Consider the following 14,650-nt stretch of genomic DNA (forward strand, 5'->3'; position numbering starts at 1 on the left):
AAAAAATATGAAAAGAGTATTAATAGTTGATGATGCATCATTTATGCGTATGTCTATAAAAAACATGCTTGCAAATTATGATTTTGAAGTAGTTGGGGAAGCTGAAAATGGAGTAATGGCTATAGAAAAATATAAAGAATTACAACCAGATATAGTTACAATGGATATAACTATGCCAGAGATGGATGGATTAGAAGCATTAAGAGAAATTAAAAAAATAGATCCAGGTGCATCAGTTGTAATGGTTTCAGCATTAGGACAAGAAGCTAGAATGAAAGAAGCTATAATATACGGAGCAAAAGGATTTATAGTAAAGCCATTTAAAGAAGAAATGCTTATATCAGCATTATCAAAATTATAAAGATAAATACTTTAACTAAAAAAGAAGATATAACATTATCTTCTTTTTTTATAGGCTATGTTTTAACAAAATGTTGATATTGAGTAAAAATTATATATAATCTATATTAAATATGCTGATACATTATAACTATATATATTAAAGCATTTGGATAAGATGAATAGTTTCATATAAAACACAAAATAAATATACATAATATTTATAAAATAGTATTGAAAAAATTGTCGAATTTTGCTATAATTTATTGTGTCGATGAATAGTATTATTTATTAATCTAATATATATCCAAAAACTTTCAAAGTGTATATTGTTTACTATAAAATAAGACGACATTAAGAATCTCATAGAATAAGATATCAAAACCACATAAAAAACCAATTAGATAATATTAATTATTTAGTTGGTTTTTTAATATCGATAGTTATAACATAATTTACAGAAAATTAAGAAAATACATCGACTTTATATGTATTATGTTATATAATGTATTATAGATATTACTATTCATTCATTTTATTAATTAAATATTTTAAGGTATATTAAAAATTACTTTTTTAATATTTAAATTGTTTTATAAAAATTCCTTATTAAATACTCAAATTAAACCAATTAGATAATATTATTATTTAATTGGTTTTTTACTATTCAAAACTTACCTAATTTCAACATCGTGTTAAAACACAGCATTTTTATAAAAAATTCAAAAAATAATCTAAATAAATTTAAATAAGTACCGTATATAAATAATAGAGTGATTATTTAAACTTAATGTAGGATGGGGGAACAATAACTATGGATACTCCAAATCAAACAAAAATACTTTTAGAGTCAGGTACAAATGAACTTGAAATAATGGAGTTCACTGTAGGTGGCGAATTATTTGGAATAAATATCGCCAAAATACGTGAAATCATGAGAGCGCAAGAAACTAAGAGAATGCCAAACTCACATAATTTTGTAGAAGGTATATTTAAACAAAGAGGAGAGGTAATAACAGTAATAGATTTAGCCAAATGTTTAAATATAGAAAAATCAGAAAATAAAAGTCATGATATATTCATACTTACACATTTTAACAAGTTAAACTTTGCGTTTAGAGTTGAAAGTGTAGTTGGAATAGACAGGGTTTCTTGGGAAAACATAAAAAAACCAGATAAAGTTATATACAGTGGAGAAGACAGTGTAGCAACTGCAATAGCTGAATATAAGGACAGACTTATAACTATATTAGACTTTGAAAAAATTATAGCAGATATAAGCCCAGAAACATCTATTACACTTGATAGATTATATGAACTTGGTGATAGAGTAGAAAGTCAAAAGAAAATATTAGTAGCAGAAGATTCAATGATGCTTTCAAATTTAATTATTGGATTTTTACATAAGTCAGGTTATAAAAATACAGTTAAATTCAACAATGGCAAAGAAGCTTGGAATTACTTAACAGAAGCTAAAGAAAGTGGATTACCTATAAGTAATTATGTATCTTGTATAGTTTCTGATATAGAAATGCCTTTAATGGATGGTCATAGACTTACAAAACTTATAAAAACTGATGATGAGTTAAAGCATATACCTGTAATTTTATTCTCATCTTTAATTAGTGATGAGTTGAGGATAAAGGGACAAGAAGTTGGTGCTGATGAGCAGATAACTAAGCCAGAGATTGTGGAACTGGTAAATATTATAGATAGATTGATAAAATAATTTAATGAATCAAATTGTATTAAATTATCAGAATTTAATACCAAATTCTGATAAAAAAGAAAATTAAAAAAAAGTTGAAAAATGTCGTAAAATGTTATATGATGTAATAGGGATTTTATTCAAGGATGAATTTAATTTCTATTATATATGAAAATAAATATTTTAAAATCGTGGAGGATAAAAATTATGGCAATGAAGAAGAAATTTTTAGGTTTAGCTTTAGCTGCTGCTGTAGCTTTACCAGCAACAGGTGTGTATGCTGATACAATAGGTGGAAATCAAAATGATACATTTACTCACAATGTAACAGTTACAGGTACTGTATCGAACAAAAAAGGTATAGCACCAGAAGGTAAAATAGAAGTTGAATTACCAACATCAATGACATTTAGAGTGGATCAAGATGGAACTTTCGAAGGAAGCGACTTCAGAGTTGAGAATAAAAGTAAAGTAGGAATAGATGTTTTTGTTGATGAATTCAGAACAAATACTGGAAATATAACAGTAAAGAAGAAAACTGATTTAGAAGGACAAGAAACTAATTTTGATAGATCAAATGTTTATTTAGAGCTAAGTGGGAATGTTGGTGGACAAACAAAAACTGTTGACTTAGCAAAAGTTTCAGAACTACAAACTGAAAATGAAAGAAAAATACTTAATGTATCAGGTGCAAACACAGGTCTTATACAATTAAAAGGTGGAGCAGGAACTAAAGAGGCTGATGGTTCAAGTGCGTTAAGTCCACAAGGTGTAGATAAAGATGGAGCATCAGGAAACTTTACTTTAATATACAAAATAAAAAAAGAGAGCCATTAATAAATATAATAATATAATCGTAAATCCATAATAATTAATTATTATGGATTTATAATTATATAGGAATTATTACTGTGTAATTAATAAGGAGGATTAATTATGAAAAAAAATAAAATTATAATTATAATTAGTGTACTATTACTGTTTGGATTATCTGTAGGTGGATTTTTATACTTAAAAGCTAAATCAGAGTATAAATCTAGTGCTAGCAACTTATCAGGATATGTGCTTGGAACAGGTGTAGCTCCTGACTTAACACCAGAAGAAATAAAAGCATTAATGCAAAAAGAAGTTGATAAATCAAAAGTAGCATTTAGTATATATACTGAGCCTACATTTGTAGGAAAAAGAGGAACTATAATGTTTGCAAATCCAAGATATAGTGCTCATAATATAGAATTAGAAGTTAGAGTAGATAATAAAGTGATTATAAGAACACAAAAAATATCACCAGATCAATATATTGAAGATATAGAACTTATGGGAAAAGCACTTAAAAAGGGAAAGCATAATGGTGTTGCTTCAGTAAAAGCATATGATCAAAAAACTGATGAATTAGTTGGGGAAGTAGCCGTAGATATGATAATAACATCTAAATAGTACAATAGGATTTATTTAATGGTTACTCCTTATTAATTCGTATAGAAAATATATAGAAAGTTGTTAAGATAATATGAAAAAAATAAAATGTATTTTAAAAGATACTTTATCTTATATAGCAGCTAGAAGATTATTAAGATATTCTATTATTGTGATTATAATATTGAGTCTTATTGGGGGCATAGCTACTAATAAATATTTTAATAATAAAAACTATAACAAAGAAAAAATAGAAGAACAGTCATCAAATGTAAGCAATGGAAATAAAGACTTAGCAAATGGAAATATTAATACTAATGCAGTAATTGACAAGGAAATTTCAAAACATACCTTAAAAGAAGGATTTTCAACATTAAATGATGATAAAAGCCCTAACTCAAATACTACTAATAATAACAATAAAAATGATACATCACAGAATACATCATCTAGTTCATCAGCTAGTATAGATAAGTCATCAATAAAAGGTATAGACTTAGAAATATTAGAAGGTTATGAGTTCAATGCAAAAAGAGATTTGAAGTTGCAGGCTACTGATAAAGATGGAAGCGATATAAGTGATAGTATAATACTTGAAAGAAATAATGTAAATACAATTGTTCCAGGAATTTATACTGTAAAAGCTAGTGTAAGACTAAGTAATGGAGAATACAAGGAAAAAGAATTTACTGTTACAGTAAAGGAAACTCGCTTAGATGTTTCTTTATTAACTTTTAAACCGATTAAAAGTAATGTAAAAAAAGGTGAAAAAATAGGATTTGATTTAAATCTGAACATATCTAAAAAACATATTACTCCAATAGCGGTAATGATAAATGGACAAGAATATACTTTATATAATGGAAATAACAATATAATTGATAAATTATTTAATAATAAAAACTATAAGGTATTTATAGATGAAAAAGATATTTCTGGAGTATATGAGTATAATTTAGAACATATAAAATTGTCGAATGGATCATGGATAAGTTTAGGTGAAAATATACAAACAATAGAAGTATTAAAAGATCAGGCATTTATTAATAACTTTAGTTATGAAGAATTATCTTTAGAAAAGAAAATAAATATTAAATTTGAATTGAATGATTTAGAAAATACATCATCTAATTTAAGATTAGAATTTTATAATAAGAATGAGAAACTAAAGGATATAAAATTAGATAAAAAAAATAACTACTCAATGTACTTACCTATAGATAGGAATGGAGAATATCACTTAAAAATATTAGGTGATATAAGTTTAAATCAAAATTCTAATGATGGTAATACTATATATAATAAAGAGATATATAGTACTAATATAAATATATCTAATATCAATCAAACATCAATAACAGGTGAAAATTTAGAACTTACACAAGGTGACAACTTTGATTTAATAAAGGATTTAAATTTAAAAGCCATTGACTTTGATGGTGAAGATATAACAGATAAAATACAAATTGAAAGTAATAATGTTGATACAAATATAGTTGGAAGACAAATAGTAGTAGTATCAATAGTAAATAAAAAAGGCGAAAAGTATGCTAAGGAATTTTATGTAACTATTAATTTGAAAGATGAAGATGAAAATAATTTATCAAGAATGTTATTTAAAAATTTTAGTAAAAATAAAACAAAAAAGACATCTTTAGTATCTTTATCTAATGAATCTGATATAGCTGTATCATCTTTATCTAGTGAGTCTATAGTAGGAAATGACACACAAGTGCTAAGTCATATTGTAGATATTAAAGGTTCAGTTAGTAAATATGATGGAAGTTTACCTGGTGGTAAAATTCAAGTAGAGGTACCAACTGCTATGTCATTTATAGTAGACCAAGATGGAAACTTTGATTCTGCCAATTATACTATAAATAATAGAAGTTCTGTTGGTATAAGTGTATCTGTATCAGAGTTTAGGGATAGTGATAAAGGTGGAGGAATAACAGTTAAACCTAAGACTGAAGATATATCAACTTTGGATAGATCAAATTTACATTTAGAATTAGTTGGTAATGAAGGTAGAAGTATTGATTTAGGTGAAAAAATAATTAATCCACAAGAAATTCTAAGACTAGATCCAGCAAGTTCAAGTATAATTCAATTATCTGGAGAAGTTGGTAAAGGTAATGGGGAAAGTGTTGATAAGGATGGAGCAAGTGAAAAATTTACTTTAATATTTAGAATAAATAAAATCTAGTTTAAATATAGAATATATTTAAAATGGGAAGTGATGTAATGAATAAAAAATATAAAATATTAATAGCCTTATTATTTATATTAATAATGCTATTAGGTATTATTGTTATTATTAATAATAACAATGATAATAAAGTAAATATTTCTGGTGGAATTTTACAAGAAGGTATAATACCTGGGTATACTGAAGAACAAATTAAAGAAATTTTACAAAGAAAAGCTGATGAATCAACATTTTCTTTTGAAATAAACTCTAGACCAATATTTAAAGATGGAAAATCTGAGGGAAACCTTAGAATTGCAAATCCACCATATAATAAGCACTTAATCAAAGTAGAAATAAAACTAGATGATAATAATAAAAAGGTATTTGAATCTGGTGAAATATTACCGAATCATTATATAGAATATGCAAAATTAACTAAAAAATTAAAGGCAGGGGAATATAATGCAACTGCAACTATAAATGCATATGATATAGAAAGTGGAGAATACAAAGGAACTAGTGCTGCAAAACTAATAATAAAAATTGAAAGTTAACATAACTTGGAAAGAAATATTGAGGGTAAGATGCCTATGAGGAAAAAAATTTTAATATTACTAATATTTGCTCTGAGTATAAATAAATATTCATTAGATATATTTGCAGATACATCAAAGGTTAAAACTTCTACTATTAAGAATGATTCTACTATATTAGATGGTGAAATTGGAGAATGGGATCCAGAACTTGATGATAATCCTGATTTTGATGGTTTTGAAATAGAAGGTAATAAGCCTGAAGATGGCGATTATTATACTATATCAGTTACAGTACCAGTAAATATGGAATTTTATGTATTACCTAACACTCGATTGCCAGATGGTAGTTTTTATTCTCCGATGTATACTATAAAAAATAATGGTAGTAAGAACATATCTGTAAGTATAGATTCATTTGAAAGAGATGGTGAAACGCTAGATAGTGATACAGTACCTCTTTATATTGAATCATTAACTGCAAATGATAATAAAACACAAATGGAATTAAAATTGTGTGGAGTAGAAGATTTAAGTACTACTCAAGTAAATAAAAAAGTTGACTTATGGAGATTAGGAGAATTAACACAAGAAGAAAAAAAGTTATATTCACTAAGTGCTAATGAAACAAAAGGTATTAAATTTCATTCAGAACGATGGGAATTACCAGAGCGTGAATGTAATAAAAATAAGGCAATGTCTAATTTTACAGCTAGTTTTATATTTTCAATAAATCGTTAAAATAAAGAATATAAAATAATTGCCTAGGATTAAATCCCTAGGTAATTTTTTTATATTTTAAATAAAATTTGTAAATAATATATGTAATATAAAATATTTAAGGAGAGATATTATAAATTGAAACTAAAAGAAATATTAAAAAAATATTGGATAATACTGTTAATTATAGTGATTATAATAGCTGGATTATGCACATTTTTCATAATAAACAATAATAAAAAAGAAAATAAAATAGAACCAAGTGTAAAAGAACTACCACTAAGAATAGATAAAATACCTCTAACATTTAACATAGTAAACAACGGTGCTGAACAAACATTAGAAGTAAATTACACTAACAATTCAAAAGAAACAATAACAAGACTAATGTTAGATATACAACTAAAAGACACACAAGAAACTATACAACTAAGTAGCAACGAAGCAATACAACCTGGACAAACTTCAACACTTTACGCAGCTAAAGCACCAGCAAGTGGAAATGTAGATGATATTGAAATATTAAAATATAAAATATCATTATTAAGTGGAGTATACATGGAATATGATACAAAACTAAAACAATATAATTGGTCATAAATTTATCTATAAAAATACACTGTCAAAAATATCGACAGTGTATTTTTATAGTCATTATAACATATTAATATTCAAGCAAAACTAAGCGTTACCAAAGACAGATTTAGCGTTACCGAAGCGGAATTTATGGTAACGCTAATTTTAAAAAAGGTGTTACCATAAATTTTTGGTAACACCTTCGGTAACACCCTTTGGTAACGGGTTAAATGTGTAAATTTCAATATGTTAAGATAGGTGTTACCGAAGTAGTCAAAAACCTTAATAGATTATCTAAATAGAGAAAAATAAGAAAAATTACCCTCTATTTAGATAAAAGTTTATAGCTTTGGACTCTTGGTAACGGTAAATAAATATATAGATTTTTTAAATACACAATATCAGCTTTATTTATTTAAATATACACATTATAATAAATAAAAACATATTTTACGTGGTTATGAATTTGTAGCAAAATGGTATTTATTAAAAATCATAAAAGAATATGTACTTATTTACTTTATTAATTAAGGAGATTGTGTTATGAAAATCTTAAAGAATATAATCAATGTAGTTTTGATTTTAATTATAGATATATGTGTATATAATGTATATATAAAAAGTACAGAATACAAAAAAGCAGACAAATCTTATGAACAAATTAGAGTAGAAAAAGAAGAAGAGAATCTGTATGACAAATACGAAGACTACAGAGGTTGGATTAAGATAGATAATACAAATATAAATTATCCTATTGTTCAAGGAAAAGATAACTCATTTTATTTAGACAAGGATATTAATAAAAACTATTTATCATCAGGATCTATTTTTATGAATTATTTAAATCATGGATTTAATGATGAAAATACAGTTTTATTTGGTCATCATATGAGAAATAAAACTATGTTTGCGCAATTAAAGAAGTATAAAGAAAAAGAATTTTTCTATGGAGATAATGATATAGTAATAGAAGTTGAAAATGATAAAGTTTTAAAATATAAAGTTTTCTCAGCATATGTTACAGATTCTAAAGATAATTATATTAAAACTAACTTTGATGATAAAGACCAATACAAAGAATTTTTAGAAGATATAAAAAATAAGTCACAGTATAAATCAGATATAGATGTAAATGAAAATGATAAAATTATAACTTTATCAACTTGTTCTTATGAATTTAATGATGCAAGAATGGTTGTACATGGTAAACTTTTAAAATAATTATAAATATTATTTAAGAATATATTTAATATTTCTGATATATATAAACTTGAAATATATTAAAATAGATTAAATTTAATTTTTAAATTAAAAATTACAAAAGTAATATTATATTTTAAAGTCTAATTCAAAATGTAGATATTAAAGTACATTTTGAATTGGACTTTTATTATAATGTAAGATATATTAAGAAACTTCAATAGAAAATATTAACTAATATAAATTGATGGTTTGGATGGCACTGTAGATATGTAGCTAAAGAAAGTGATTAATAAAATTTAATAGTAGCAGGAGGCATTAGCTAATATGATAAGAAAATTAGAAGATAAAGATATAGATAAAGTTATGAATATATGGTTAGAAAGCACTATAAAAGCCCATGATTTTATATCGAAAGAATATTGGGAATCTAACTATAACACTGTAAAAGAAGTTTACATACCTATAGCAGATAGTTTTATTTATGAAGAAAAAGGTATTATTAAGGGGTTTATATCAGTAATAGATAAAGAATTTATAGGAGCTTTGTTTGTAGACAATAATTATCAAGGACTTGGTATTGGAAGTAAATTAATTGGATATGTAGATAGTATATATGACGAACTAACATTAACTGTATATAAAGATAATAGTAGAGCTGTTAGTTTTTATAAAAGTATTGGATTTAATATACTTGATGAACAAATTAATGACGATACAGGTAGTATAGAATACTATATGAAAAAATAAATTTTTTCAATATAATCATTAAAATTTAATATTTATAAATATAAAAGAAGAATAATTTATATATGATTATTCTTTTTTTACGTACAAGGAAATTATGATATGAAATTTTTTATGGATAACTTATAAATATAAATAATATCAATAACTCCAGAAACGTAAAAAAAGACATTTTGAAATGATTCGCCCACGCAGTGGTTCAAGCAACGGATGTGACCGAAGCTGTAGCGAGTGTCATATCATTGGCGACATGAAGTGTTTCGCCGACACATCGCTCAAGCATAGCGAATTTTTTATTTTAAATTTATCTAACTATATTACATTTTAACAGTTTTATTATATATTGGTAGAATTATTCTGTTTAAACTACCAAAATAAAGTATATTAATTATAATAGAAATGATTATATAAAACAACTATACAAGGGAAGGCATATATGGAAGAATCAAGAATTATAAAAATGATAAATAATAATCCTAGTATTATATCAACAATAAATAATCCAACAGATGAAATGAAACTGTTAGCTATAAAAAAAGATGGATTAACATTAGAGTATATAGATAATCCAACTACAGAAATGCAAGAGTTAGCATTAGATAATAATATTAGAGCTATTAGATATATAGATAATCCTACAGAAGAAATGATGATAAAAGCTGTAAATGCAGGATGGAGTATATTAGATTATATAAAAAATCCAACAGATAAAGTAATTGAGTTAGCTATAAATCAAGCTGGATGGGCTATAAAATATGCAAAAAATCCAAGTGAAGAACTACAATTACTTGCTGTTAGAAAAAATTATGATTCAATAAAGTTTATAAAAAGTCCTTATGAAAGTGTTCAAAAAGAAGCTATAAAAATAAGTTATGATGCATTAAGATATATTAATTCACCAAGTCATAATATAGAAATTGAAGCTATTAAAAATAATGAAGCGGCAATTAGCTTTATACATAACTTAGATAAGGATAAAATATTAAATTTCTTAAAAGAAAATATTTTGGTAATTAAATATGTAGCAAGAGAAATATCAAAAGAAGATCTGGAAGAAGTGTTAAAAGAGGTTTTAGCAAAAGAAGAAGTTGAAGAAAAATATGTTAGAGACTTTTTAAATTGCAGTATGATAGATAGAAATAGTAAAAACTTTGAAATAGACAAGATAATGCTTATTTATAAGTATGGTAGTAAAAAGGCTAGAAAGATAGCTGTAGATGAAAAATTAAAGATGATATAGGAGATATACCGATGAATTTTATAGATACATTAAAGAGTGTTGACTTAGTATTATCAACTAATGAAGTACCATTAGTAGTAGGAGAAAGTGGAATAGGAAAAACAGCATTAGCAAAGAAACTTGCTAAAGAAAATAATTGGAGTTTAGTTGTTATTGATGGTAACTTACTTAAAGAAGGTGAAATAGGTGGACTTCCAACTATAGAATCTTACACAACAACAAACTCTAATGGAGAAAAGATAGAAAAGAAAATTACAGTATATGCAGTTCACAATAAGTTAAGAGAAATTGATGAAGAAATAGCTAAAGGAAAAAGCGTTCTTTTATTTATAGATGAAATAAATCGTTGTGAACATACAGTACAACAAGAATTAATGAACTTAATATTAAATAGAGAAATAAACGGATATAAGCTACATGATGATGTAAAAATATTAGCTGCAATGAACCCATCAAGCAAATACGGTTCAGATTTTGATTATCAAGTTGTTGATATGGATGCAGCACAAGAAAATAGATTTGTATGGTTAAACATGGAACCTGATTATAATCAATGGCTAAATTGGGCAATGGATGCAGGTATAGAACAAAAGGTTATAGAGTTTATATCAACATTCCCTGAGTATTTACACAGAATAAATGAAGATGATTTACGTGCAACTCCAAGAAGTTATGAAAGAGTTTCTAAGAGTTATAAGGTTTATAAAGAACAGAAAGACTCAATACCAAGAAACGTATTTTTAAATGTTATAAAAGGAAATGTAGGAAAGGTTATAGCAGAAGAGTTTATAAGCTTTGTTGAGTCTGATTGTAGTCCATTAATATCTTATGAAGATGTATTTTCATGTGAAACTTTAAGTTCAAGTGTTATAGAAAAAGTAAAAAGCGAAAGTCATACAAGACTTTATTTATCAGCAATGAATATATTAAAAACATTAGAATTAAACTTTGAAAATGATGATATATCAGAAAATAATATAAATAGATTTATTGAGTTTTTAAAATCATATCCTGTTGATTTAATGGTAGGAATTATGAAAGATATAAAGAGTAATTATATAAATGTATATAATAAAGCTATAGAAAATGAAGAATTCGTAGAATTATACTTTGAATCTTATAGTATGATAAGGGGATAATCTATGGAAAGTTATTTTGATAAACAAGCAAAATGCCTTTACAACAAAGCAGAAGAAATAATAAATACTTATGCTATGTTAAAGGCAAATAAAAAAGGTGAAAATTTTGATATAGATATATCACAAGATTTTAAAGATGAATTTTTTAAATTAGTAGACAAAGTTAATTTAAGTCTTATGGAAGATAAAGATAACTTTTATGGATACTTTTTATTTCAAACTTTAAGAGATATTAGATTTGATATAAGTAGCCCAACTGCCATAAACTTTAAAGGTGCTAAATATGTAATATATTTTAATCCAATAATTTTTTTAAGTCTTGATATGAAACAGATGGAAAGTACTATTAAGCATGAAATACTTCATATACTATCGCTGCATTTATTAAGAGGAAAAGAATTAAAAAATAAGTATAGTACATTGGCTATTAATATTGCAATGGATGTAGTAGTAAATCAATATTTAAACTATTTACCACCATATGCAACAACACTTCAATGGTTAAACTCAAATTATAACTTAAAACTTGAACCATATGAATCATTTGAATATTATGTAGAAAAGATTCAAACGGAACTTGATTTACAAGAAGTTGATGAAAATGGTGAAGAAGTTGATAATCATGAAAATGAAAATATAGAAACTGAATATAATCCAGAGCATACTCATGATATTTGGGAAGAATCTGATGAGATAGATGAAAAAACTCTTAAAGAATTTACAGAGAAGTTTGTTACTTTATCTCAAAAAGGTGAAATACCAAACTATTTAGGTGGTTTAATTTCGGCTTTAAAAAACAGTAAGGGAGAGTTACCTTGGAACTTATATCTTAAAAAACTTATGGGTACAGTTGAAAGCAATAGAAAGAAAACTATAACAAGAAGAAATAGAAGACAACCAAATAGACTGGATTTAAGAGGAGAGCTTAGAGGACATAAAGCAGAAATTGCTGTTGCACTTGATACAAGTGGAAGTATTAGTGATGAAGAATTTAAACAAGCTATTAAGGAAGTTCTTCAAATAGTAAAAAACTATAATCATGAAATTACTATTATAGAATGTGATAATGAAATTAGACGTACCTATAAAGTTAAATCTGTAAAAGATATAAAAGAAAGAATTAATATAAGAGGTGGTACTAAGTTTACTCCAGTTTTTGAATATGCTAATAAGAAAAAACTTAATTTATTAGTTTACTTTACTGATGGTAAGGGAGAAGATAGACTAGAAGTTATACCTAGAGGATATAAGGTTTTATGGGTTATTTCGGGAAGAGGAGATAAATTATCATTAAATAATCCTTATGGAGCAGTTAAAAAACTTAGCAAGGTTGAAGTTAAAGAAGATACTATAGACATGAGTGATGTTAGAGATGATGGATATTCAATGAATAACCAGCAACCAATGTTATAAATATTATTATTCAAATTATTCATACTATCTTATAGTAAATATTTAAATTTAGGCTATGTTTTAACACAATGTTGAAATTAGATAAATTTTGAATAATAAAAAATAAAGAGTTGTATGAATAAACAAATGCAACTCTTTATTTAGTTCGCATTATATTAATATTACGAACTAACTATAAGTTAAAAATAACCATACACTATAGTTTAAATTATTAAAAGTACTAATGTATGGCAATTATGAATAATAGGATAATATTTTTCACAAATATGAACTGATTTTATATAAAATGTTACATTTAATTACTTTTGTATGATATAGTACACCATAAGAAACTGCAATCTATGAGTGGTGGTTTCATATAGTTCTAGTTCCTACAGTAAGTAGGAAGGAGGTGTATTCTATATGGAACTAATGATAAATTTTATCTTATGACTTATTAGTTCTATTTGGATTGGTTTAGCTACCAACTACATATATGATAAAATAAAAAACCACTCTTCTAGTGCAAATAGAAAAAGTGGTTTGGAATTTGAATTCAAAGTTAAGTTTAAATTCTTTAAATAGTCTATACTAGAAACCACTACTCTACACCACTAGATTGTGGTTTCTTTTTTATTTTATCTGTATTCATATTATACTACATTAATTGAAAAAATAAACAAAAAAATAAATTTATTATTAAGTTCTTAATATATAACAATTACGAAGTTAATTATATTGTATTATTTTTCAACATTCATTTAAAACATAGCTTACTAATAAAATATAAATAGACAACATTAACAGAAAATAAGGATAAATCATAATATATATCGTGATAATTGATTATATTATTAGGAGGTATATTATGGATACATCTTGTCCTAAATACGATATACAAAAGATATTTTCAGCATATAACCCATCTAGACCAAATGCGTATGCTCAAATAAAAGGTGGACCTTTAGCACCTTGTATAAGGGGAACTATATATTTATACCAATTAGGTGAAGGAGTATATATAAAGGTATATATAACAGGTATACCTAATGTAAATAATCAAGCAAGTTCTTTCCATGGACTTCATATTCATGAGGTTGGAGACTGTTCTATTGGTAATAATAATGAGCTATTTACTGCTGCAAAATCTCATTATAATCCAAGTAATGTAGCACATCCTATGCATGCAGGTGATTTACCACCGGTTCTATCAGCTAATGGTATAGGAATACTTTCAACATTTACTAATAGATTTACTGTAGATGAGGTTATAGGTAAATCTTTCATACTTCATGCAGGATATGATGATTTTACTTCACAACCAGCAGGAAATTCAGGTGCGAGATGGGCTTGTGGTATTATTGATTATTATTAAAACTTAAAGTAGAAATTTTAAATTACTCACTTATATTAATAAATAATATAAATAAAAAAGTTCTTGAAATTTAA

The 14,650-nt window shown here is 25.4% G+C and carries 14 protein-coding genes; all 14 read left to right on the forward strand.

Annotated features, from left to right (window positions below; translation table 11 throughout):
• Positions 1-7: 7 nt before the first annotated feature.
• The 14 genes from BN7997_RS02165 to BN7997_RS02230 all read left to right on the forward strand — a co-directional run bounded on the left by BN7997_RS02165 (position 8) and on the right by BN7997_RS02230 (position 14,576).
• Positions 8-361, forward strand: a complete 354-nt coding sequence (locus BN7997_RS02165) for a response regulator (protein WP_071119245.1) — start codon at positions 8-10, stop codon at positions 359-361.
• Positions 362-1,153: 792 nt separating this feature from the next.
• On the forward strand, positions 1,154-2,068 hold the full coding sequence (locus BN7997_RS02170) for a chemotaxis protein (protein WP_071119246.1): 915 nt from the start codon (positions 1,154-1,156) through the stop codon (positions 2,066-2,068).
• A 186-nt stretch (positions 2,069-2,254) separates the two neighbouring features.
• Positions 2,255-2,884, forward strand: a complete 630-nt coding sequence (locus BN7997_RS02175; RefSeq protein ID WP_071119247.1) for a hypothetical protein — start codon at positions 2,255-2,257, stop codon at positions 2,882-2,884.
• Between the two features lie 99 nt (positions 2,885-2,983).
• Entirely contained in the window at positions 2,984-3,484 is a 501-nt protein-coding gene (locus BN7997_RS02180) for a hypothetical protein (RefSeq protein ID WP_071119248.1), read from the forward strand.
• Positions 3,485-3,557: 73 nt separating this feature from the next.
• On the forward strand, positions 3,558-5,669 hold the full coding sequence (locus tag BN7997_RS02185) for a DUF5011/hyalin repeat domain-containing protein (protein WP_071119249.1): 2,112 nt from the start codon (positions 3,558-3,560) through the stop codon (positions 5,667-5,669).
• Positions 5,670-5,707: 38 nt separating this feature from the next.
• The gene (locus tag BN7997_RS02190; protein WP_071119250.1) at positions 5,708-6,208 is read left to right on the forward strand and encodes a hypothetical protein; all 501 of its coding nucleotides are present in this window, start codon (positions 5,708-5,710) and stop codon (positions 6,206-6,208) included.
• 36 nt (positions 6,209-6,244) lie between these two features.
• Positions 6,245-6,928: a hypothetical protein gene (locus BN7997_RS02195; protein WP_143023148.1), complete on the forward strand. Its 684-nt coding sequence runs from the start codon at positions 6,245-6,247 to the stop codon at positions 6,926-6,928.
• Positions 6,929-7,045: 117 nt separating this feature from the next.
• The gene (locus BN7997_RS02200) at positions 7,046-7,507 is read left to right on the forward strand and encodes a hypothetical protein (RefSeq protein WP_071119252.1); all 462 of its coding nucleotides are present in this window, start codon (positions 7,046-7,048) and stop codon (positions 7,505-7,507) included.
• A 519-nt stretch (positions 7,508-8,026) separates the two neighbouring features.
• On the forward strand, positions 8,027-8,704 hold the full coding sequence (srtB, locus tag BN7997_RS02205; protein ID WP_071119253.1) for a class B sortase: 678 nt from the start codon (positions 8,027-8,029) through the stop codon (positions 8,702-8,704).
• A 306-nt stretch (positions 8,705-9,010) separates the two neighbouring features.
• Positions 9,011-9,433, forward strand: a complete 423-nt coding sequence (locus BN7997_RS02210; protein WP_071119254.1) for an N-acetyltransferase — start codon at positions 9,011-9,013, stop codon at positions 9,431-9,433.
• Between the two features lie 433 nt (positions 9,434-9,866).
• Positions 9,867-10,670 (forward strand): hypothetical protein, encoded by an 804-nt coding sequence (locus BN7997_RS02215; protein ID WP_071119255.1) that lies wholly within the window; start codon positions 9,867-9,869, stop codon positions 10,668-10,670.
• A gap of 11 nt (positions 10,671-10,681) precedes the next feature.
• Entirely contained in the window at positions 10,682-11,809 is a 1,128-nt protein-coding gene (locus tag BN7997_RS02220; protein WP_071119256.1) for an ATP-binding protein, read from the forward strand.
• Positions 11,810-11,812: 3 nt separating this feature from the next.
• Entirely contained in the window at positions 11,813-13,222 is a 1,410-nt protein-coding gene (locus tag BN7997_RS02225) for a vWA domain-containing protein (protein ID WP_071119257.1), read from the forward strand.
• An 847-nt stretch (positions 13,223-14,069) separates the two neighbouring features.
• Complete coding sequence (locus BN7997_RS02230) at positions 14,070-14,576, forward strand: superoxide dismutase family protein (RefSeq protein ID WP_071119258.1); 507 nt, start codon at positions 14,070-14,072, stop codon at positions 14,574-14,576.
• The last annotated feature ends 74 nt before the right edge of the window (positions 14,577-14,650 follow it).

Source organism: Romboutsia timonensis, assembly GCF_900106845.1.
Lineage (GTDB): Bacteria > Bacillota > Clostridia > Peptostreptococcales > Peptostreptococcaceae > Romboutsia > Romboutsia timonensis.